This is a genomic window from Candidatus Protochlamydia naegleriophila, from assembly GCF_001499655.1.
GTDB classification, from domain to species: Bacteria; Chlamydiota; Chlamydiia; order Chlamydiales; family Parachlamydiaceae; genus Protochlamydia; species Protochlamydia naegleriophila.
This window is the reverse complement of the sequence record NZ_LN879502.1, coordinates 1050834-1073945: the sequence shown is the minus strand read 5'-3', so window position 1 is coordinate 1073945 and position 23112 is coordinate 1050834. Positions and strand designations below refer to the sequence as shown.

21 protein-coding genes are annotated in these 23112 nt (G+C 42.5%); 17 read left to right on the top strand and 4 right to left on the bottom strand.

What is annotated here, in order from left to right; all coding sequences use genetic code 11:
• Positions 1-211: 211 nt before the first annotated feature.
• The 3 genes from PNK_RS04380 to PNK_RS13590 all read left to right on the top strand — a co-directional run bounded on the left by PNK_RS04380 (position 212) and on the right by PNK_RS13590 (position 1262).
• Positions 212-466 (top strand): hypothetical protein, encoded by a 255-nt coding sequence (locus PNK_RS04380; RefSeq protein ID WP_158021699.1) that lies wholly within the window; start codon positions 212-214, stop codon positions 464-466.
• A 75-nt stretch (positions 467-541) separates the two neighbouring features.
• Positions 542-886 carry a hypothetical protein gene (locus PNK_RS04375; protein WP_158021698.1) on the top strand — a complete coding sequence of 115 codons (345 nt, stop codon included), beginning with the start codon at positions 542-544 and terminating at the stop codon, positions 884-886.
• On the top strand, positions 819-1262 hold the full coding sequence (locus PNK_RS13590) for a hypothetical protein (RefSeq protein ID WP_032125378.1): 444 nt from the start codon (positions 819-821) through the stop codon (positions 1260-1262). Before PNK_RS04375 ends, PNK_RS13590 begins: the two co-directional genes overlap by 68 nt.
• 54 nt (positions 1263-1316) lie before the next feature.
• On the opposite strand, the gene PNK_RS04365 is transcribed toward PNK_RS13590, so the two are convergent.
• Complete coding sequence (locus tag PNK_RS04365) at positions 1317-2153, bottom strand: class I SAM-dependent methyltransferase (protein WP_051981924.1); 837 nt, start codon at positions 2151-2153, stop codon at positions 1317-1319.
• Positions 2154-2850: 697 nt separating this feature from the next.
• On the opposite strand from PNK_RS04365, the gene PNK_RS04360 reads away from it, so the two are divergent.
• The 5 genes from PNK_RS04360 to PNK_RS04340 are packed head-to-tail and all read left to right on the top strand — an operon-like array spanning position 2851 to position 7507.
• A complete protein-coding gene (locus PNK_RS04360; protein WP_032125377.1) occupies positions 2851-4203 on the top strand; it encodes a hypothetical protein in 1353 nt (450 codons plus the stop codon).
• A gap of 1 nt (position 4204) precedes the next feature.
• On the top strand, positions 4205-4903 hold the full coding sequence (locus tag PNK_RS04355) for an aspartate/glutamate racemase family protein (RefSeq protein ID WP_032125376.1): 699 nt from the start codon (positions 4205-4207) through the stop codon (positions 4901-4903).
• A complete protein-coding gene (locus tag PNK_RS04350; protein WP_059060535.1) occupies positions 4900-5913 on the top strand; it encodes an ABC transporter substrate-binding protein in 1014 nt (337 codons plus the stop codon). Before PNK_RS04355 ends, PNK_RS04350 begins: the two co-directional genes overlap by 4 nt.
• Positions 5910-6788 (top strand): ABC transporter permease, encoded by an 879-nt coding sequence (locus PNK_RS04345; protein WP_032125374.1) that lies wholly within the window; start codon positions 5910-5912, stop codon positions 6786-6788. Before PNK_RS04350 ends, PNK_RS04345 begins: the two co-directional genes overlap by 4 nt.
• Before the next feature lie 2 nt (positions 6789-6790).
• Positions 6791-7507 (top strand): ABC transporter ATP-binding protein, encoded by a 717-nt coding sequence (locus PNK_RS04340; RefSeq protein WP_032125373.1) that lies wholly within the window; start codon positions 6791-6793, stop codon positions 7505-7507.
• A 76-nt stretch (positions 7508-7583) separates the two neighbouring features.
• Here the strand turns inward: PNK_RS04340 and hemL are convergent, their stop codons facing one another.
• Positions 7584-8885, bottom strand: a complete 1302-nt coding sequence (hemL, locus tag PNK_RS04335) for a glutamate-1-semialdehyde 2,1-aminomutase (RefSeq protein WP_059060533.1) — start codon at positions 8883-8885, stop codon at positions 7584-7586.
• A 107-nt stretch (positions 8886-8992) separates the two neighbouring features.
• On the opposite strand from hemL, the gene PNK_RS04330 reads away from it, so the two are divergent.
• The 8 genes from PNK_RS04330 (at position 8993) to PNK_RS04295 (ending at position 20028) form a co-directional block, all read left to right on the top strand.
• Positions 8993-10789: an autotransporter assembly complex protein TamA gene (locus PNK_RS04330; RefSeq protein ID WP_059060531.1), complete on the top strand. Its 1797-nt coding sequence runs from the start codon at positions 8993-8995 to the stop codon at positions 10787-10789.
• Positions 10790-10844: 55 nt separating this feature from the next.
• Positions 10845-14711: a translocation/assembly module TamB domain-containing protein gene (locus PNK_RS04325; RefSeq protein ID WP_059060529.1), complete on the top strand. Its 3867-nt coding sequence runs from the start codon at positions 10845-10847 to the stop codon at positions 14709-14711.
• Between the two features lie 455 nt (positions 14712-15166).
• Complete coding sequence (locus tag PNK_RS04320; RefSeq protein WP_059060527.1) at positions 15167-15562, top strand: hypothetical protein; 396 nt, start codon at positions 15167-15169, stop codon at positions 15560-15562.
• Positions 15563-15823: 261 nt separating this feature from the next.
• A complete protein-coding gene (locus tag PNK_RS04315; protein ID WP_059060525.1) occupies positions 15824-16636 on the top strand; it encodes an MlaE family ABC transporter permease in 813 nt (270 codons plus the stop codon).
• A 38-nt stretch (positions 16637-16674) separates the two neighbouring features.
• Positions 16675-17451, top strand: a complete 777-nt coding sequence (locus PNK_RS04310; protein ID WP_051981921.1) for an ABC transporter ATP-binding protein — start codon at positions 16675-16677, stop codon at positions 17449-17451.
• Between the two features lie 5 nt (positions 17452-17456).
• Positions 17457-18707 (top strand): MlaD family protein, encoded by a 1251-nt coding sequence (locus PNK_RS04305; RefSeq protein ID WP_032125368.1) that lies wholly within the window; start codon positions 17457-17459, stop codon positions 18705-18707.
• Between the two features lie 15 nt (positions 18708-18722).
• The gene (locus PNK_RS04300) at positions 18723-19292 is read left to right on the top strand and encodes a YqgE/AlgH family protein (RefSeq protein ID WP_059060523.1); all 570 of its coding nucleotides are present in this window, start codon (positions 18723-18725) and stop codon (positions 19290-19292) included.
• A 106-nt stretch (positions 19293-19398) separates the two neighbouring features.
• Entirely contained in the window at positions 19399-20028 is a 630-nt protein-coding gene (locus tag PNK_RS04295; protein ID WP_032125366.1) for an FMN-dependent NADH-azoreductase, read from the top strand.
• Positions 20029-20540: 512 nt separating this feature from the next.
• Here PNK_RS04295 and rpsI read toward each other — a convergent pair.
• Together rpsI and rplM are read right to left on the bottom strand one after the other, a co-directional pair.
• A complete protein-coding gene (gene rpsI / locus PNK_RS04290) occupies positions 20541-20930 on the bottom strand; it encodes a 30S ribosomal protein S9 (protein WP_032125365.1) in 390 nt (129 codons plus the stop codon).
• A gap of 17 nt (positions 20931-20947) precedes the next feature.
• The gene (gene rplM / locus PNK_RS04285) at positions 20948-21388 is read right to left on the bottom strand and encodes a 50S ribosomal protein L13 (protein ID WP_032125364.1); all 441 of its coding nucleotides are present in this window, start codon (positions 21386-21388) and stop codon (positions 20948-20950) included.
• Positions 21389-21762: 374 nt separating this feature from the next.
• On the opposite strand from rplM, the gene miaB reads away from it, so the two are divergent.
• Entirely contained in the window at positions 21763-23103 is a 1341-nt protein-coding gene (gene miaB, locus PNK_RS04280; RefSeq protein WP_032125363.1) for a tRNA (N6-isopentenyl adenosine(37)-C2)-methylthiotransferase MiaB, read from the top strand.
• The last annotated feature ends 9 nt before the right edge of the window (positions 23104-23112 follow it).

Here is a 23112-nt window from a genome sequence, read left to right as displayed (position 1 = left end):
AATTTCGAAAGACTTAACACTAAAAAAGCATGAGGAGTTTAGTTTTGAAGATGTTCAAAAATTTAAAGATATTAAAAAAGAGGCAAAAGAGCTGCTCAAAAAGGCGATTGATTCCCATATTAAGGCCGAACTAAAAGAAATCATAAAAACATATGACAGCCTCGTAGAGTCGACTGAAGTTTTAAAAGGTTTGAGAGAGTTGAGCCGGGCAGTGAGAAGCAAAACAACAACCGATGAGCAAAGAGTGGCACTTCACAAATTTGCGCACTTCCTTTTTGGGGATCTGTCCGAAGATCCAGAGAGCCGGAGTGGAGTAGGCGTTCAGGGAGACGTGATTTCAGAAGACTTGGACAAATTAGTAGATGATGAACTGACAAATATTCAAGGCAAGCAAGGAATTTTTGCGCCTGACAAGTGGAAGGCAAAATGGAATGAGGTGCGTCAAAAAATGTGGAGTGGGGTGTAAGAAATTGCAAGCCTACCCAGAAAAAAACCCATTATCTGGATGACTGGAAGCAACTCGGCTGCTTTAATCGGCATTATGAGAGTTGCAGATGATCGCTTCATTGTGAAAAATAGAATCAATCCTCTACAAATAGAACCAACTCCAACTCTAATTCCAACAGGAGCTTTAAGACTCCTCACCTTTTTAGTGCCGATGAGCGGAGAATTAGAGAGTGGGATTACCAAGGATAGCGGGATCAATTTTGGATCTTTATCGGGTGTTGGGATTGCTCAAATGCAGGTCGCCTCCTATTACGCCTATAATGAAAGCTTTCAATTCGATCCTGAAAAAGAAATGAAGCTCATCCTCGATTATGATCCAACTGCAAGGCCACACCCAATACGTAGAGAATACTATTCAACCAATCGAGCATTCAGATGATTATGCACAGAAGTCAGATATTCAAAGCATAATTGACATCGTTGATCAAGTTCCCATTTTAGATCTTGATTCGGAAGAAGAAAACTTTTTAAGTGACTCATTCCCCATTATTTGGGCATCTACTACTCTTTACGGAAAAGAAATGAGAGGAAGTGTCTTAAACGAGCGCAGGATCCACAATAAGGCCGACTTAGGCACTGACTTGCACATCGCCTTTACTTCGGCTGATAAGGTGCAAACACTTCAAACCTATTTAGACAAGATGAATGTCGATGTCAAAGTCTGTAGCTTAGATGCCGCCCATTATCTTAGAAGCCTTCAAGGTGACTTTTCTCCAGAAGGTGCTACATCTCCCGAAAATGCCGAATCGGCTTAATCCTTATTACGGCATGCCGCTTTAGCAGGCATGTCGTCAATTAATCCTGCCCTTCTAGTAAAGCCTGCGTGCGATTATTTCTATTTTAACATCAGGGATGGCAACAGAGCCAGTAAAAAAGAGATCTTTTTGAATCATCTGATCGGCAAGTTCTTCAATAAAACTTTGCTGAAGATCTGGTGCGAGATGATCTACGAAATTGACCAAAGGCTTAAGCCAGGCAATAAAAGCCTCTTTATTCTCATATATCGTGACAGACTCTTCAGCTCTAAGTGCTTGAATGTCTAATCCAATTACCTGTAGCAGGTTTTTATAGGCCTTTGGACTGTAGTAAACTCTTTCCATCTTAAAATGTGGAAAATATCCCCTCCACTTTTCAGTGGATGCAATTTTTTTAGCGAGGGTGCCTAAATTGCTTGAAGACTCTCCAGGTATAACAAGCAGCATCCCTCCTCCAACTTTGAAACTCTCTTTCATCGAAATCAGCGCTTTTTCCTGCTCAACTATCCATTGAAGGGTGCAGAATGAAACAACCTTATCGAATTCCTCTTTAAAAGGAATATCATTCGCATTTCCTTTTATAAATTTCAAATTACCTTCTTGAAAGGCGTTTGAAGCCTGTTCAATCATTTTTTCAGAAATATCTAAACCCACCACAGATCCGCTTTGCACCTGATTTGCTATCAAAGCTGTGATTCTGCCATCTCTGCACCCCACATCGAGAACCTTGTCTTGCTCTGTGAAGGGAAAATTTGCCAAGCTTGTTAGAGCCCATTCCCATTGTTGGTTTGAATTTTTTTTATACTCCTCTACCAAAGAAATTCCCTCCGCAGCTCTACAAGGAGTATGAGTGCAAAACAAAACAATAAGGTTTACAAATAGTCGGAACATAGTCTTCCTCGCTAAAAATTTTCCAAAAGTTTCTGATAAAAATATAAGCACTGCAACGCATCTAAAAAAATACAAGACTTGACTGCGCAAACAGTTCTGAAAGCACCGCCGGGCAATCTTCCAATTAATTTTACTTGCCTAAAAAAGAAGGCTAAAGCTAAAATTGAGGGTAATTCTTAAAATATAGAGATTTATGTACTCGCAAGTCCATTCATCACTTTCTAGCCTTTCTTTTGCACCTAACGCCATATGGCGTTGGCGTCGCTAATTATTCCCCTTTTATTTTGTCTATACGTTTGTCCAAAATTTAAATTAACAGTCAATTTGCATGTGAGGGCATCATAAAGCGGACCGCATTGGTTCAAAGCTTAAGCACCTCTCACAACAGGAGGAATCTATGTCTATACACCTTGCTGCCGATAGCCTTGATCTATTTCATAAGCGGAATCTTTTTATTTTCCCGTTTTCTCAATTCTGCTTTTCTTTTTCTCCTTCCTGGTGCAGCTGGCACGCCTAATTCTAATCCCTTTTTTTATTGTCTTTAAACGCATTCTGAAAGGTTTTTGACCATCCTTAGATGATCATTCCCCGTCAGGACATATTTTAGCTAAGCAATCAGAGCGCATGCTCCTGCGGGAAAGCTTTGTGCTCAGATTTTAATTTTAAATAATTTTTATATTTTTTTTAGGAGAATATCATGACTAGCCTAACACTCACACGTTTCTATCAAACAGAAACATGTACTCAGCAAACATATTGCAGCTTTCTATTCAACAAGTCTGCAGAAGAGTTGGAGATCAACTCTCAAATAGCCGAACACGTATTTGGGGCTTTAGAAGAAAGAGCCATTACTCTTTTTCAAAAGGGACAGCTCAGCTATTTCGATGCGCTCGGAGGCAACAATCAATGCCATTTGGTCGCCTCTCTTATCACAAACATTTACCAGCACTACTTAAAGGGCTATCTGAACATTGAAAAAGGAGGCCGTAAACCTGAAAACCAGTTCTTGCAGCTAACATTCTTAATCAGTTCGATTTTCTTTAGACGGAAAGAAGAAACGCTGAAATTGCTATTTCTAGAACAGTCTCTCAAATCTTTAAATCTTAAAGCTAAAGATCTATCCCTTATTTTAAGCGCTCCAAACGTCTTGCAGGAAAGCAAAAGGTTGTTAAGTCAGCACATACAGACTTATATTATAAAAACTTTAAATTCGTTTCCACAGTCTAGCCTTGAAGAGGAGACTCTGCTGCAGGAATTAAAGTCATTGACAAGTGAAGACCGCTTATTTTCCGGCTCTAAGACAGGCAAAGAGCTGTATTGCTATCCAAAGTTTTCAGGCGTTTTAGTTCTTATGCAACGCCTGGAAAAACTCCCCACTCCTCTAATTTTTAAAGCCAAAGTGCTTTGCGAACACGGGCAACGCCTCAAAAAGTTTGGCTGCATGCGTGGACAAGATGTATTGAAGCCTCTTGAAGAGCTCGATCTTAAAGATCAGGCTCCTTCCTTAATCGTCGAGGGATTTTCCGCCTCCAATACAAACATTAACATGGAAGCGTATGGCACCCTGCGCGCCTTCTGCCCTCATAGCCTTCTAGGAGATAAGCCAGGAAGTAAAGCCAGTTTTCTTTCGCATAAAGGCTTTATCCACAAATTAGACACCCATTGCAAAGCATGCACCCCATGTCAAGATGATCATTGTCAATCGCTCCAGCTGCTCGGTAAAAAAATTGAGGAATTGGCATTAAGCGGATTTGACCTCTTAAATTTGGTCAGTGCCGATTTTACCGCTGACTGTCAGCCTGAGTACGTCAAGCGTTTCTTTGCAGACTCTTCCGACTACCCAATTCTCTCCAAATTGTTTAAAGAGGCTCATCAAAAGGCAGGCGAATATGGCCTTTCCTCAAACAACCCCTCAACTTTTTTAATTGAGCATCTTTATGCCGATACCATCGAACATGCCAAGAGCCCAAAGCGCTTTCTCGACGCGCCTGGGATTGAGCATGTCAAAGCGATGCTAACGGGAGAAAATCAAAAAGAAGGAGGGCTCTAAAATGGCTCCTGTAAAACAAAAATTGGGAATCATTGGAGGCGCGGGCCCTTATGCCAGTGCGCTCCTCTATCAATCCATCATTAAAAAACACTATGAAGCAGAAAGGGAGCAAACACCAGAGATCGTATTGCTCAACTATCCCTTCACAAGAGGATTGTCTCTCAAAGAATCGCAGTCTCATATGCAGCAGCTCCGCTTGGAGCTGCAGTACTGCATGAATTGCTTGGCTTTACAAGGCGTAGATCGCTTTGCCATTGCCTGCAATACGCTTCATTCTTTTCTGCCAGGACTCGATTTGAAAGGAATGAACGTATTGTCTATTCCACAGCTTGTCATAGAAACGGCGTTGAAGGCAGACTTGCATAAACTTTTGCTTTTAAGTACAGCAACGACGATTCAAAGCAGATTATATCAACATCCATCGATTAGACTAGTCACCCCTCAAGCTCCTGAACAAAAAGTTCTAGATGCAATCATTGATCGCATCTTAGCTGGGGTGATTAGCAAAAAAGACAGTGAAGAGCTGAGCCATCTCATCCACACATGTGCCTTAAGAGATGGCATTGATGGCATCATACTGGGCTGTACCGATTTGCCGGTGTTACACGCCCATCATCCCATTGATGTAGGCCCTTTGCCTATCTTAGATTCCATTCAAATCCCGGCCCATCATTTCATTCACGTTGAGAGGTTAGTATGAAAAAGAGTCTTATTATTATCTGCCTTTTATTGGGCTTATCTTTTGCAATCGCAGAGTTTTTTCAAGATAAAAGCATTGACTCGGATACAGATGCAACAACAAATCAAAAATTATTTAGAGTTGCGATCTTAACGCCCGTCACCCACCCGAGTTTGGAGCAGATCCAGCAAGGTTTTTGCGAAACGCTTACCCATAATGGAATCGATCGCTATCAATTTACCGTTTACAATGCACAAGGCAGTCAAACGTTGATGCGGTCTGAGCTCGAAGAAATGAGTAGCAAACGGTATGACCTCATTTTTGCCATCGGGACGCAGGCCGCCAAAATGAGCAAAGAAGTCCTAACAAAAAAACACCAAACAACGCCTTTAGTCTTTGCTGCCGTTCCCAATCCAGAAGAGCATCATCTCGTCCAATCGGAGAGCACACCCAATGGATTTGTGACAGGCATCAGTGAAATCACCGATTACTCTAAGCAAATGGATCTTTTGGCTCATCTAAAGCCAGACTTGAAAAGCGTCTTGCTCGTCTATGATCCGACGAATGCAGGTTTGGATCGAGACAGAATAATTGTAGAAAATAAACTATCAACAATGGGAATCAGACTCATTCCAATCGAAGTTTTTAAAACCAATGAAATCAAACAAAAAGTCTCTCCATTCATTCATGAAGTGGATGTTGTCATGACTCTCAAAGATAACACGGTTGTGGCCGGACTTGAAACCTTGGTTAAGCTCTGCCATACCACGCAAACCCTTTTGATGGCAAGCGATCTAGATTCTCCATTAAAAGGAGCCGCTATTGGCTTTGGAGTGAAAGAATATGACTTTGGGGTAGAGGCTGCCAAAAAGGCACGCCTCATTTTGCACGACGGCCTTTCACCGCATCAAATACCTGTGACAGCAGTCGATCAATTCAAGCTCAAATTCAATACACTTTCAATGGCACAACAAGGGCTGCCACTCGATCCATTCTTACACTATCTAATCGAAAACGGAGAGGGAATATGACATCCATTTTAGAGCAAATGCTCCTTGTTTTGCCGCTTCTGATTGGAGCCTATCTTTCACTTTCGCTCATGAAAGTGCCAGATTTAAGCCTAGAAAGCGCCTACCTTTTTGGAGCCACACTGGGATTGACTTGTCAATCCCTTCCCTTGCCAATCGGAATCAAAATTCCGCTCGTCATTATAGCCGCCATCGCGGGAGGAATGTCAGTGGGTCTTGTTGCCAGTTGCTTGAATCAATACTTCTGCTTGCCCTTTTTACTCGGCGCCATCATGACAAATGGCCTCTTTCACGGATTAACGCTGCTGATTTTAGGGCAGTCGGTAAAAAGCTTTGATCCCGGCTTTAATCTGCTGGCTCTCTTGCCATTTGGATTTTCCCATCAGGAATTGGGAATGCTGATGGCCATCAACCTTTTCATCGTTTTAATCGTCGGAATTATTTTATCGAGCCAGCTCGGGGTGTCATTTGCCATCTTTGGCAATAATTCCCAATTCTTCAAGCACCACGGCCTATCGACGAAGTATATCGTAATTGCCGGTATTTGCCTAGCTGATGGCTGTGCTGGCCTTGGAGGCTATCTATTTGCCCAGTCAAATGGATTTGTCGATCTCACAATGGGATATGGAATTATTTTGCTATGCCTAACCTCTCTAATTTTAGGCAAAATGCTTGTTCAATCCTCATATCCAACACTTGCCATCCCGTGCATCGGATTGCTCTGCTACTTTGTCATTCAACAATTTTTGCTGAATGTGGGACTAAACTTAAAATACTTTAACGCCTTTCAAGCCTTGCTCATCATGGCAGCATTGATGACCTACTACTATCAAAAAAGCCCTCTTAACCGACTCGATATTGACCATTTAGGAGTTTAATTATGAACGCAAATGCCCTCTCTATCTCTCTAAATCGCTATCAATTTCAGAACTCTTCCACTCCTTTTTTTGAAAATCTTGCTTTTCAATTAGAGAGAGGAAAACTCCACTGTTTGAAAGGTAAAAATGGGTCTGGCAAATCAACGCTATTCTCCCTTTTAAGAGGCAATATGCAAGGACAGCAGTGCGAAGGCTCGATTACTGTACACGGCAAAGTGTATGACCTTTCTCACCCGCAAGCATTCGTCAAAATTAACAGGCACCTGTCTTTGGTCAATCAGCGCTATGACGCCATGATTGCAGACCAATTCAGCTTTGCCGATAATTTGCAATTTGCTTGCCTAGCCAATTACCCATCCCCTTTCAAGTCCCTAAAAATGTCTAAGCCTTTGCCGGACTTTTTGGAGACCTTCAAGATCAATGTTGATACTCCCGCTTACTTATTATCTGGCGGTCAACGACAAATTTTGGCGCTATCGATGGTTTTGCAAAAACAACCCTCTATTTTATTGTTGGATGAACCTACGGCAACACTCGATCCGGCAAATGCCAGACTCGTTTTTGAATTTTTGCATTCGCTTGCCAAAAATCATCAACTGACCATGTTGATCATCAGTCACGACCCAGAGCTAGTCGAAGAATTTTGTGATGGAAGTCATCTAGAAGTTATCGTAGGGCAAGAGGGAAAAAGAATGCTTTGTCAAAGAGCCTTACGATAGCCAAAAAACTGCAAAAAAACGGCGAAGGGCTTTCTTCGCCGTTTTTAAACCAAAAATTTTGGTTAGGAATAAGAGTCTAAGCATAAGTCTCTTCTAAAAACGCCAAGACAGCCTCGCGTGTACGAATGAGATTCTCTTCTTGATGAGCTTGGGAAATAAACCATGCCTCATGCTGCGAAGGTGGAATGTAAATTCCTTGATCGAACATGGCTCTGAAAAACTTAGCAAACAAAACTGTATTGGCTTCCAAAGCATCTTTTAAATTGTGGATGCTTTTCTTGCAGAAAAATAGCGTAAACATCGATCCGACTTGCTGAATGCAGATGGGCCATTTCTTATGGTTGGCGTGCTCCTTAATTGGATCTAGAAGCAAATCTGTTTTCTTTTGAAGCTCTAAATAAAAACCAGGCTCTTGCAACAGGCGCAAGCTTTGCAGTCCGGCTTCCATAGCAAGTGGATTCCCAGAGAGCGTTCCTGCTTGATACACAGGGCCAAGAGGAGCCAGGAATTCCATAATTTCCGCCCTTCCCCCAAAAGCCGCAGCTGGAAATCCTCCCCCTACAATTTTTCCAAAACAAGTCAAATCGGGTTTCACAGGATAAAGCTCCTGTGCTCCTTTCATCGCCACCCTAAAACCAGTCATGACTTCGTCAAAAATAAGCAGGGCCCCCATAGCCAAAGTCTCGTCTCTTAAAAACTGGATAAATTCAGAAGTGGCAGGTACGACACCCATGTTACCGGCAATAGGCTCTAAAATTACAGCTGCAATGCGATCGCGATAGTCTGAATGATTGAAGACGGCTCGACACGCTTCGATGTCGTTATATGGCAAACAAAGGGTATGCTTAACAATCTCGTCAGGAATTCCGGCCGACGAAGCGGTTGGAGAAATTTCTAAGACGCCAGATCCCGCTTGCACTAGAAAGAAGTCCGCATGCCCATGGTAGTTTCCAATAAATTTTACCAGGATTTCTCGATTCGTAAATCCCCTTGCCAGACGAGCAACACTCATGGTTGCCTCTGTTCCAGACGACACAAAGCGGATTTTTTCGACCGAGTCAATCAAACCCGTCACTTCTTTGGCAAGTTCCCCTTCAATGGGTGTCGTGATGCCAAAAGTTGTCCCTTTCTTCATTCTCTCCTGCACCGCCTGCAAAATAACTGGATGCGCATGTCCATGAATTAAAGCCCCCCATGAACCACAGTAATCAATATAGGTTCTTCCATCGACATCCACCAATAAATCGCGATGGGCGTGATCGATGACCATTGGAATTTGCCCTACATTCGCACATGCCCGAACAGGCGAATTGACCCCTCCTGGGATGACTTGACTCATTTGACTATAGACCTGCTCACTGACTGGACGACTTACCATAAAAAGCCTCAAAAATTAAAAAACAAAAAGAGAGTTTAATTTATTCATCAAAATTTATATTATTCTTGGTTTAAGTCTTTATCTTGAAACGAATAAGGTATAATCTCTTGTTTATTTCCGCTGTCATTAAAAATTTAGGTTTGCACTTTAGCAGAGTCGTTTTTATTTTTGCAGTGTTATTTTTGACATCTTTCTCTACCTGTTGTGCTTATGACGTTCATTTTGAAGGAGTGGAAGATAAGTCAACTTTAAAACTCGTTGAATCAGTCTCTCAACTCGTCAAACTCAAAAATAATCCCCCCGCCACCCTGGTAGGGTTGAAAAGGCGTGCCGAAGGAGATATTCCGAATCTGACTTTAGCTCTGCACAGCTTGGCTTACTATGAAGCGAAGGTCAGTTTTCAGGTTGCCGATCATGGCTCTTCTGTTGTCATCCAAATTGAAACCGGGCCCATTTATCCTTTATCCGATTTTACCATCCGTTACTTTCAAAACGGTGAAGAAACCACGCCAGCTTGTCCTCCTTCTCTTGAAGATCTTAAAGTGGTCCTAGGACAGCCTGCCATCCCCGAAACGATTCTTACAGCCGAAGATATTTTGCTCGACAAACTCAATTTACAGGGCTATGCCTTTGCGTCGATTCGCAAGCGAGATGTTTTTGCCGATCAACAACAAAATGTTGTCATCGTATCGATAGAAGTAGATACAGGCCCTTTAACCTATTTTGGGCCTATAGATATCAAAGGGCTTGACCGCTTACAAAAAAGTCTTTTTTATAAAAAGTTGCGCTGGCACGAGGGGGAACTGTATGATCCTAAAAAGCTCGAGAAGACGCAAGAAGCGCTCGAACTGTCTGGTCTTTTTCGATCAGTTAACATTCGAACGGATCAGCAATCCCTCAATGGAAACCTTTTGCCGATAGAGATCAACGTCGTAGAGGCAAAGCAGCGAAGCATTGGATTTGGATTAAATTATACAACCCAGCTTGGACCAGGTATCACTGGCGAGTGGGAAGATCGCAACATTGCGGGAGAAGGGCAAAAACTAAGCTTTCGTACAGATATTTGGGAAAAGCTTCAAGACACTCGTGTCACCTATCTTATCCCAGATTATAAGCGTCAAAACCAAAATTTGATCTGGCAGCTTGATTCCCATCGTGAACACACCAAAGCCTTTACCGAAAAAGCCTTGTCTCTCTCAGCTACAATTGAAAGAAAACTTTCCGAGCGCTTGCGCATATCATATGGATTAATGTATAAGTTGCTTCGAAGTGAGCGCTCCGAACGCAATGGAACTTTCGATTTAGCTAAAGTTCCCCTCCAGCTCCAATGGGCCAACGTCGATAGCATCTTAGATCCTACTAAAGGAGCCATGGTACATCTGAGAGTCATCCCGTCTCTGCAGTTTATACCACCCTGCTTTGCCTATTCGATCAATACCCTGACAACGTCATTTTATCAAGCACTAACGAAAGACAAGCGGCATGTTTTTGCTGCTAAGCTCATGCTTGGATCGATCATTGGAGCTAGCAAGCACGATATTCCACCTCCAGAGCGTTTTTATGCAGGCTCTGAAAATGCCTTGAGAGGCTATCGATACTTGACAGTAAGCCCCATAGGCAGGGATCATAAACCGCTTGGTGGCCGCTCCTTATTGATTTATTCTTTAGAGCTGCGTAGCCGGATAGGTAAAAATTTTGGTTTAGTGACTTTTTATGAAATTGGGAATGTTTTCAGAAATTATTACCCCGACTTTCGCAAGGAATTTTTACAGTCTGCAGGAGTTGGCATCCGTTACCACACCCCTGTTGGTCCATTGCGAGCCGATTTTGCCGTCCCTTTGAATCGTAGGCACCACATCGATAATCCATTTGAAGTCTACTTCAGCATTGGACAAGCCTTTTAATTAAGTTTACCTTGAGCATAGGTGAGTAATCGCCGTTGAACAGTTAGAGAACGTAATGACAATTTTGAGAACTCTTCTAAAATTCATCTTAGCCTTAGTTTTAATCGTTGTTTTGCTTTGGCTTGTTGCTTTAGGAGCCTTGCATACAAAGATAGGCCAAAAATGGGCGCTCAAGCAAACCGTTCATTATTTCGAAAGACAGACTCAAACGCGCATTCATGCTGATGATATTGATTTTATTTTCCCTTTAGGCCTTAGCATTCAAGGGCTTTCGCTCACTGATGGCGGGGAAGAGATGCTGACTATTCAACAATTAGACTTCTCTTGCGCCTATTGGCTTTTGCTCGAAGGACGATTTGTCTGCTCATCTCTCCACGCAAAAGGCATTCACGTCATCAAACTTCCCTCAAACGAACAGGCAAGCACAAGTGAGGCGCCGTCTAAGCCCCTCAAAATACTCGAAAATGCCTTGATCCCGTTTTATGTCAAGTTTGAGAACATTCTCTTTAGAGACATTGAACTAAGCCCAGCCGTCATAAATAGACTCGCCTTGCCAGCTCAAATCGCTGAGAAAGCCAATCAATCGCTTTTCAGTTTGAAGGGGTCCGTTAGCAACAACCCTTTTAGAAATACCATTTCTTCCCAGCTGCTTATTCGAATCACTGATAAAACCGAGCAGACTCCTCCAATCTTATTCGGAATCGATTTATACGATCGCCAACTGGCTTTATCTACGCATTACAACCACCTATCATATCCTATCAAAATCGGCGACGAACCAACTATTATCGACGCAACCATGGCTCTGTTTGCAGCGGCTCCCTTAAACATTTGGCAAGAGGCTTTAGAAAATGGGATGCAGGGAGACAATTCTATCGAGGGACAATTCAAAATCATAGCCAATCTGCCAGACACGCCCTCATCCCTTGCAACGCTGCTTGGAAATGAAGTTGTACTCAAAGGAAAGTATGCATGGAAAGCAGATAATCGCCTCCATGTATGGAACACCCAATTGAAAAGCCATGGGATAAATTTGAAGGGCAGTGCGGTCATTGACAGCAGCTACAACATCCACGATGGACTGTTTGAAGGGAATTTACAAAACCTATCTTATTTATCTCCCTTTATCCAAAGAGATTTGGAAGGCCCCCTTGCTCTTCAAGGAGAAATTTCCGGCCCATTAATGACTCCGACAATGACCTTGCAAGGATCCAGCGCTGCTATAAGAATTCAAAACCATCTCTTTAAACAGGTCAGTTCCACCTTGATTGCAGCTTTTCAAGCAGATCATTTAGAAGGAATCTTAAATCTTTCTCTTAATTATAAAGACAACCCCTGCCATCTGCTGACAGCTTTTAAATCGAGCCCTGGATGGATCCAATTTTCAGATTTAGAGCTTAATGCTCTACATTCTCGGATTCAAGGCTCGCTGCAACTTAATTCAAGCAACTCGATACTAGAAGGTTATTTAGAAGCTTATTCGAGAAATTTCAATGAATTTACGGCTTTTCTTCCCTTCCCCATTTATGGCGAGGGGGAGGCTAAAATTCACTTGAAACCCATTTCCGGCCAAAGAGGAATAAGGCAAGGGGGCATTTGCGACCTATCGGGTTATGCATTGCGTTGGAGCGATTTATATGCGGAACAGCTGACAGGCCAAATTGTGATTGAACCATCTGACAGCGGAAAGGACATTTATCATCTAACCTCTAAGATTGATGCCCAAAATATTCGATGGGCTGATAAGCAAATGGCTTCCCTTTCTTTAACATCTACTCATGAAGCCGATTTAATCAATTTCTCTCTAAACGATCTATCAGCAAAAGTTTTTGCCAAGGAAGTTAAATGGCCCCAAGGCAAGGCCCAAGAAGCCGCTGTAGACGTTTATCTAGCCGATCCTTTGAAGAGCCTGCAAGGAGAGTTAAGGTTTTCAATTCAAAAAATTAAAACACCCGTTGCTGTATTTGACCATCTCCAAGGTCAGACAACCATTAATCCATCTGACAAGTTTTGGCCGTTCACTCTGCAAGGCCAGGGACAGTGGAAAGATCAATGGACTGCACAAACTGAGGGCTTCTGGCATATTGGAAAAGATTCACGCGAACTGATCCTCACTCATTTAAATGGATCATTTGGCCCGTATCCGCTAATGCTCTTAAAGGATTTAACGCTTGTCCAAGAATCAGATAAAATCCAAGTCTCGGACTTATTAGTTAGGTGGGGTGAGGCAGAGCTTGCAGCCGAATTTTTAATGGAAAGGCAAACAGTTTCTTTTCATTTTAATACCAATGAAATATCCACAGAAATTCTCCACTCTATCGCCCCAGATCTCCCACTGACAGGAAAAGCTTCTTTCAATGGCTACCTGGAAGGTCTCATTCAACAACCGACTGGTGAATTAAAGGTTCATCTGCACAACATGCAAATCACCGAGGACATTTTTACCCAGAAACCATTGATTCAAGGAGAAATTGACTTCAGCATTCACGAATCTGGAATCGAACTGCAAAGCACCTTGAATGGTATCGGTAATACTCCTGTGATTGCCTACGGAACACTGCCGTTTACAGCGAGCCTGTCCCCCCCTGGTCTAAATGTCAGTCAAATTACCCCCTTCTCCTTGAATTTAGAAGCCGAGGGCAAGATCGATCCTTACATGCATCTTCTGTACAACGATAGCACAAATCTTACAGGCGATGTGAAAATCGCTTTGAATTTGAGTGGCCAGATTAATGCTCCGCGCATTCAAGGTTCTATTGATCTTTATAACGGAGCCTATGAGAGCCTGAGCTCTGGGAGTACTTTTCACAATATTCAAGCACATTTAGAGGGAGATGGCTCAAAAATAGTTCTTAAAAATTTATCTGCTGAAAACACCAAAAGCGGCTCTATTACAGCCTCTGGGGTCATTGATGTGGATAAAAATAAAGACTTTCCATTCGATCTTCAAATCCATCCCTCGCACATTTTTATTATGGAATCAGACTATGCCAATATTTCGGCAAGCGGGCCTTTAAGGCTAATTGGAACGCGTAAAAAAGCTAAATTGCAAGGGAATCTGGCAGTAGACACTGCTGTTATTGACATGGAAGGCGCTTTGCCCAAGCAAATTAAATCCGTTGAAGTAAAATATATCAATTTGAAAGAAGGAGAGCAACTTCCACAGCATTTGGAAGCCCCTTCAACCCTATCTTCAGTCGAATTTGACATCAAGCTTCAATTTCCTGGTAAAGTTCTGATCGAAGGCAAACACCTGACATCGGAATGGAAAGGAGCCATCGCCATTACAGGAACTCCAACAGATCCGTTATTAAACGGCGATTTGAGAGTCATGCGTGGAGAGTATAATTTTAACGGAAAAGTGTTTAATCTGACTCAAGGAAGCATCCATTTCGCAGGATCTCCCGGCAAAAAAACAAGCATCTACGTCGTTGCCAGCAAAGAAATTGACCGTATCAAAGCCGATATCATCGTCAAAGGCCCTACGAATAAACTTGTCGTTAGCTTTAGATCGAATCCACCTCTCTCTCAAAGGGAAATCTTATCTTACATTCTTTTTAATCGGGGGATTTCAGATATCACGCCCGATCAAGGCGATCAGTTGAGCCAATCTTTTATTTCACTAAATGAAAGTGAACAAACATCCAGCAGCGATGACTTTTTAACGCGCATCCGCAATAACATTGGAATAGACCGTCTAGACATTACCTCCAATGACAGCGAAAATAAAGACCTTGCGCTGCAGGTTGGCAAGTACATCACTGAAGGTGTTTTTGTATCCATCAATAAAAGCATCAGTGATATCGGCAACCGCCTAGCGATTGAAGCCAAAATTCACAAGAATTTAAAGGCGCAAGCCGAAGTTGAAATTGGAGGCGATGCACAAGGTAAGGTTTCATTAAAATGGAAAAAGGACTATTAACCAGAATTTTGAGTTTACCTATCTATAGATAAGTGATTTCTCAAGGTTATTCCAGCCTGCGCGCTCCGGAAACCTCTTTGCAAGGCTAAATTTGTAAGAGAGGCACCCAGGTCTTTTCTCTAATCTTACTTATTGCTTAGCAAGCTACAGCTGTTCTTTTCAAACCCTTTTTATCAACTTATTTCTTGACAAAAATCTTTTAGCTTTTTTATCTTCCCCATCTTGCGTCTCCAATTTCTTTTGAAGATGCAATAGCAAAGTCGAACGAAAGGTATATCAAGTACCAAAAAGTTGACCGAGCCAAACTGTGTGATAGAATAACTTCAGTTTTATTTACGCTCTTTGAAAGCCAAATGGACAAAGTGTCCTAGCAAATGCTACTCCAACTTGAAGTTCGAGTCAGCAGCTAAAAACTGAAGGACGGAATCATTACTGAAACTACATAGGAGTTTTTCATGTTTGCAAATCTGAATGCTAAAACCTTCAAGATCGATACAATTGTTCCTACTCTTCAAACTGCAGCCGTTTTTGGCATTAACGAAGTCTTAGGCAGCCTAGGCCACTACTCTGTTACTTCTCAAGCGGCAATGATTGTTGGCGGTGTGGCAGCACTAGTCACTGGCGTCGCTCGCAATTTCTTCGATAATTCCCTCGCTCGTTATGCTTCAACGGCCATAGGCGTGTTGGCTGGTGTGGGTGCATGCCGCTTCTTCTATCCACCTCTTCAATCTTTCGATCCAAAAGCTGCTTTAGCCATTGGGGGCGTTCTATTCGTCATCCAAGCAGCAGCCGACTTTGCTCGCCGTCCAAGAATGGCTAGAGTGGGAGCTGTAGAAACGGTAACGATCTAATCTTACGTGTCCCTGAGGAAATTTCCTCAGGGACACTTTTTTTGTTGGCTTCTTCTCATTGTGCCCCTATCTTGACTCTAATCTTTGCATCTCCTAATATGCGCTTGAAAATTTTATTAAGAAACATGGGGTCGGGCATCTCGACTATTTTGTGAATGAAGAGGGTGTGTTCTCAAACTCAATTTGCGACTTTAAGACTGGTAGTTGCTGCTATGCTTGGCATAGTTAAGCCCTAAAAGTTGCAACCCCCGCAAGCCCGCCATGCCAAGAAATTTACGTTTAATGGAGTCTCCTATTCTTAGCATTCTTTCCTCTTTTGGAGATTACGTTCTGCTCATTGCAGGAGTCATTTTTGTCACGCTGCGCCGCCCACCGGCTTGGATCCTTGTGCGCGATCAGCTATTCGATATCGGAGTCATGTCACTACCCGTTGTTGCCATTACAGGATTTTCAACCGGCATGGTGCTTGCTGCCCAATCATTTTTTCAGCTCTCAGACAAAGGATTAGCTAGCGCAACTGGATTGATGGTAGCCAAAGCCATGTTGGTAGAATTAGGGCCTGTTTTGACAGCCTTTATGGTCACTGGAAGAGTGGGAGCTGCCATGTGCGCGGAACTTGGAACCATGCGCGTTACAGAGCAAATCGATGCCATGCGTTCGATGTCTGTTAATCCCCTTAGATATTTAGTTGCTCCCCGCTTTGTTGCCGGAATGCTTATGATGCCTCTTTTAACGGTATTTAGTGCTGTCATGGGGATTTTTGGTGGCTACATCATCGCCGTCTATTTTTATAAAATGTCTCCGAGCGCTTTCATCGATCCCCTGCCCATTCACATTACGACATTCGATTTTGTAAGCGGGATGGTTAAAGCCTTTGTTTTTGGAATTCTGATTGTTACCATATCCTGTTATAAAGGAATGACGACTCGGGGCGGGGCGGCCGGCGTTGGACGCTCGACAACTAACAGCGTTGTCATTTGCTATTCTGCGATTTTAATTATTAATTTCCTCTTAACACTAGGACTCAATTCTTCTTATACGTATATTACAGAATTTATGGCCGAATGGTTCTAGTTTATGAATAACGTAATCGAAAAATTGACGATTAACCTATGATCCACGCACACAATGTCTGGAAAAGTTATGGTAAGTTGCAAGTTCTCAAAGGACTCAACTTAGATATTTTAGATGGGGAAACGCTTGTCATTCTGGGAAGATCTGGCGTTGGAAAAAGCGTATTACTCAAGCAAATCATTGGTCTGGAAGCACCCGATGAGGGCTACGTCGAAGTGGAAGGCGAGCGCATTACGGATTTGAATAAACGGGTTTACCGCGCCAAAATCAAGCCCATGGGAATGCTTTTTCAAGGAGCTGCCTTATTCGACTCAATGGATGTGGGTGATAATACAGCTTTTTATTTGCGCCAGCATCCCCACGCGGCATTCTCTGAATCGGAGATTATCGATCGGGTCGATGCTGCTTTAAAAATGGTTGGGCTGGAAGGAACTCAAAGAAAAATGCCATCCGAGCTTTCAGGCGGGATGCGCAAACGCGCTGCCTTAGCCCGTTTAATCGTCTACCGCCCGCAAATTATCCTATACGATGAACCAACAACAGGATTAGACCCCATTACGTCAATGCAAATCAACGAACTCATCAACAAAACCAAGCATGAGCTTAATGCAACCAGCATTGTTGTCACTCACGATATACGATCTGCCCTAGAAGTGGGAGACCGCTTAGCCTTTCACAACGATGGCAAAATTGCTCAAATTGCCCCAAAAGAAGATTTTTTTAAAATTGACGACCCTACTCTACATGAATTTTTCAATAATGCTATTATCGATAAAAGCAGTCTTGAAAAACATCAACTTTCTGGAGGTTCTTAGATATTATGGCTGCATCGGTTAAGAACATCCTTATCGGAATTTTTGTTCTCCTCGCTTTAGCAATTATTGTCTTTATGATCTTATTTCTCCATCCCTCGGTTGGAGATAATGCCAAGACTTTGCGTGTGCGCTTTACCAATATCGATAAAGTTAATGTAGGGACGCGTGTCACCTATGCCGGACGCCCTGTCGGAGAAGTCGTTTCGATTTCCGAATTACCGGATGCTAGAACAGACCGCATCGCACATAATGGCGACATCTATGTCTATGAGCTCATTCTTAAAGTAGACTCCAGCGTCAATGTCTACAATACGGATGAAATCTCTATCCGCACCTCTGGCTTGCTTGGCGAAAAAAATGTAGAAATTGATCCGCAACCGCTCCATCCAGGAGAGCGCCTTTTTTCAGTTGAAGATCAGATCCTTTATGCAACGCCAGCCGGCTCTGTGGAAGATACTTTGAAGCAAATGGGCCAACTCTCTGCTAAATTTCAAGTTGTATTGGATGATTTCCATGATGTTATGATGGAAATCAAAAAAGAGAAGATTGTTGAAAATCTGGCTCAAACTATGAAAAATGCGGTGAACATTACAGATTCCCTCAACCAGCCTGATAAATTGAATCGAACCTTGAATAACCTAGTCGATCTGTCAGAACGCGCCCACCGATCTTGGGATGTGATCGATGAAACGCTGCACAACGTGCGCCACCTAAGCTACCGGGCTGAAAACTCTTGGGCATCTGTAGACAATACTCTTCAAGAATTTAATAACGCATCCAAAGAACTTAGCCTTGCCTCCAGCCGCCTGCATCAAATCACTGAGCAGACGGATCAACTCGTTGCTAATATAGCTCAAGGTCAAGGAACAATTGGCCGCCTGTTTGTGGGTGATGACCTTTACTTGCGCTTCAAGTCTATTTTAAATAAAGGTGAAACAATTTTTAGCGATGTCAAGCAATATGGGATTTTATTTCAAAATGATAAACGCTGGCAACGAATTCAGGCCCGTCGCATGCGCTTATTGGAAAAATTATCTGATCCAGCTCAATTTGCAAATTATTTCAATCGAGAAGTTGATGAAATCTCAACTTCCCTTTCTAGCGTTTCTATGGTATTAAATGAGGCAGAGTGCTATCCGTACTCGCTATTAAATACCCCCGAGTTTAGCTGCCGTTTCGCCGACTTGCTCAGACGAGTGACAGAAATGGAAGACTCCTTAAAAATGTACAATGAACAAGTGGTCGCTCAAGAGTGATGCAGGAGACTATTGATGGAAAATATGCCCTATTCTCAAATTCAAAAAGGAACTTTTCTGATTGCCACCCCAGATATTGACTCCGGCTTTTTCTTTCGCGGCGTCATACTCATTTGCGAGCACAATGCAAATGGCTCATTCGGGTTATTAATCAATAAGAGCCTGGATTTAGAACTTCCGGAAGAAATTGTCAATATCAGTCAGTTGGTTAATCCAAATATCAGTATTCGCGCTGGAGGCCCCGTTCAAACCAATCAGATGATGCTCCTGCATACCTCCGATCAAATCGAGCATCAAACATTGAAAATTTGCGATGGTGTCTTTTTAGGAGGCGATCTACAGTTTTTACAAGAAGCCATCACAGACCAAAATGGCCCGCATATTCATTTATGCTTTGGCTATGCGGGATGGGGTGCAGGTCAACTCGAACGTGAATTTTTAGATGGACACTGGTTCTTGCATCCGGCCGACTCAAAGCACATTTTCTACACACCGGCCGAGAAGCTATGGCAATCCCTTCTACGGGAAATGGGTGGTAAATACGCAACATTATCCATGATCCCCGAAGATTTATCCCTCAATTAACCATTACCGACCCTTCAAAACAAATACATTAAATTTTTAATTTTATTGTTTTGACAAACAAAATCTCAGACTGCTAAAAGATAAAAAATTTAGCAGGAGAATTTGAATGAGTCGCCTTCTTTATATTGAATCTTCTCCAAGAAAAAAACGAGCAGCCTCGATCGACGTTGCCCACACATTCTTAAATGAGTATCGGGAAACTCATCCAACAGATGAAGTCATTACTTTAGATCTTTGGAATCATGACATCCCCCCTTTTGATGGAGACATCATCGATGCTAAATACGCCATCATGCATAACCAAGCCCATACAGAAGCTCAGCGCAAAGCTTGGCGTGCAGTAGAGCACACCATTGCAGAATTCAAAAATGCCGATAAATACGTATTCTCTTTACCCATGTGGAATTTTGGCATCCCCTATAAACTCAAACATTACATAGATGTCATCGTTCAACCAGGATACACCTTTAACTACTCGCCAGCAGATGGATATAAAGGACTCGTCACAAATAAGCCTGCGTTATTAATTTGTGCACGAGGCGGAGCTTATGGCTCAGGAACTGGTGGTGAAAGCCTCGACCTGCAAATTCCCTATATGGAAACGATTTTGAAATTTATCGGGTTTACCGATATTAGAAGCCTGATCATTGAACCCATGCTGAGTGGGCCTGAAGTCAAAGATAAAGCCGTCCAAAAAGCAAAAGAAAATGCAGTTAAATGGGCCAATTCCTTTTAAGAAGCCTCGCGATGCTGAATGAGCCATTCTGCATCGCCCTAAATCCTAGGAAATAACAACTCTCTAAGGCCTCAAAAAGCCCAAAGCTTTTATTTTGCCACTGTCAATGTCTTCTAAAGGCTTTTAATAAATTGTCCACCCTTACCCCTTCCTTGGCAGTCATTCAATCCCAAGTAGAGATGAAACTATTTCAATCCATTCCGATGAACCTCAACGGGTTATCAATAGCATGAAGCTCAGCTTATTAAAAGAGATTGTACAAAATATTGATCTAGCCAGGCTGCAAAATAAAATCAAAATATCGATATTATCTTCGCACATGTCTAAAATGATTGAAGGTGAAGATTAATGCTATTTGCAACGATTACGAATCCTAGTCTGCTTCAATAAGCTGTTTTGAAAGCGGGCCAAATAGGTAATGAGGATGAGTCAAGAAAAGGCAAAACCGGGAAGATATAATGAGAAAAAAAGACACAAAAGACTTGTCCTTTGTGTCTTTGAAGGAAATGCTTTTAACGCTTAGAGAACTGGAAGCGCTTACGGGCACCAGCACGGCCGTATTTCTTACGTTCTTTCTTACGAGAATCGCGAGTTAAATAGCCATGGCTCTTAAAATCATGACGGAGGTTTTCATCGTTTTCAACAAGCGCTCTTGCCAATCCTAAACGGATAGCAACCGCTTGAGCTTCAACACCACCACCTTTAACGCGGATGATCATGTCGTAACGATTATTGCCGCCCAACTTTTCAAGAGGAGCGAATACGGTTCTGCGTTGGATTTCAAGGGGAAAGTACTCTTCAAGTGATCTTCCGTTAATATCAACTTGGCCGTTCCCACTTCTAAGTCTGATGGACGCAACAGCTGTTTTTCGTCGTCCAGTTGCTACTGTTTCTTCTAACATAATCCTCTTACTTCTTCTTAAATGTTAACGTGAATAGGTTGTTGAGCGGATAGATCGTGCTCTTTTCCGGGGAATACACGTAATTTTTTAATTTGTTGTCTTGCCAAACGAGTTTTTGGCATCATACCTTTTACAGCGTGCTCAATGATGTATTCAGGCTTACGAGCTTTCATAATGCGGTAAGGAATCTCACGCAGACCGCTCATTGAACCTGTATAGTAGTGATATGTCTTCTGAGCTTCTTTAGAACCCGTTACTTCAATTTTATCAGCGTTGATCACGATAACGCCATCTCCACAATCCATATATGTCGTGTAAGTTGGCTTATGTTTGCCGCGAAGAATTTTCGCGATTTCAGATGTCAAGCGACCTAAAGTCTTTCCAGAAGCATCTAAAACAAACCAGTTTAGCTTTGTCTCATTTTTATTCGGAATAAATGTTTTAGCGTTTTTTTGCATGTCCTCGAACCTTATGCGTAATTTTCACTCTTTTTATCTTAAAAAAGAGTTCAGGCTAACGGTTAGGTCGCTAAACCTGACTATTTAACTATAATAAGCCGTAATCATATCGATTTAGACCTATTTTTGCCAAGCTTTTTTTCATAGTTGAAATAAAGATCTTCAACCTTTAAACTTTCTCTTTTTGACTAAGAGAGTGTTCAAAACTTGGAATGATTGCTTTGATGTTTTAAAAACCTTCTTAGATCTTTGAATGTGAATGATTCTTGAGAACCCATCTTCACACTTTAGATGTTTTTACTCAAAATGTATACCGAAACGAGTCGGTATAAAGATGGTTCTCAATTTAACGATAACTAACCCAATTAAATTTTATGCGACAGTTGAAAAAATTTTACGTCCGTACATATGGCTGCCAAATGAACGAATTGGACTCCGAGGTAATGATCGGCCAATTGGAAACACGAGGGCTTGTGCGCAGTCATGATGAAAATGATGCCGATCTCCTCATCTTTAATACCTGCTCGATCCGTGATTTAGCCGAAAGAAAAGTCATGGGCAAGCTTGGTCAGCTCGGCTTAACCAAACAAAGTCAGGCCATTATCGGAGTGACAGGCTGTATGGCTAATGCCAAAAAAGATTCTCTTTTTCAAAAACTTCCCCATATCGACTTCGTTCTGGGAACCAATAACATTCACGACTTAAATCACGTCCTCGATGAAGTTCTAGCTTCCGGACAGCAATCTATCCGCACGGATGATCACTTTGAATTTGAACTCGATTACCTCAATGCCAAGAGAGAAGATAAGGTCAAAGCCTATGTCTCGATCATTCGCGGTTGCGACAAATTCTGCACCTATTGCGTTGTCCCTTATACGCGCGGATCCGAAGTTTCCCGTTCACCAGAAAGCATCTTAGAAGAGTGCCGCCACCTGGTTGAGCAGGGCTATAAAGAAATTACCCTACTCGGACAAAACGTCAATAGCTACGGAAAAGACAAACCGGAATGGAAGTGCCTATTCCACGACCTGCTCTATCAACTGGACAAAATACCTGGTCTCGAAAGAGTGCGTTTCATGACAAGCCACCCAGTCGACATCACAAGAGAGTTGATGGAAGCTATTCGCGATCTTAGAACGCTTTGCGAATTCGTTCACTTCCCCCTACAAGCTGGTGCGAATCGCGTGCTTAAGAAAATGCACCGCATTTACACCGTAGAGCAGTACTTAGAGAAAGTGCAAATGCTGCGGGAGATTGTTCCAAATGTTGCACTCGGAACCGATATCATCGTCGGATTCCCAACTGAAACGGAAGAGGAATTCCAAGAGACCTATCGCCTCTTAAAAGAGATCGAATACTCTGTTGCCTTTCTGTTTTCTTATAGCCCGCGCAAAGGCACTCCTGCCATGCGTTGGAGAGATGATATTCCAGAAGAGATCAAACAAGACCGCCTCCAGAGACTCATCCAATTGCAAGAAGACATTTACGCCAAGCAAAGACAAAGCTTTTTAGGAGGCACAGTAGAGGTGTTAGTCGAGCGACGCAATTTTAAAGACGATCGCTTGGTAAAAGGAAGAACGCGTTGCTGGAAGAACGTCTTGTTCCCAGGTGGGGATGAATTGATTGGTACGATGCAGCACGTGCAAATCCATGGCTATAGCCACCAAACACTTTTAGGCGAATGGGTTCCCACACCTATCATCCAATCTTTCTAAGATCGTTCG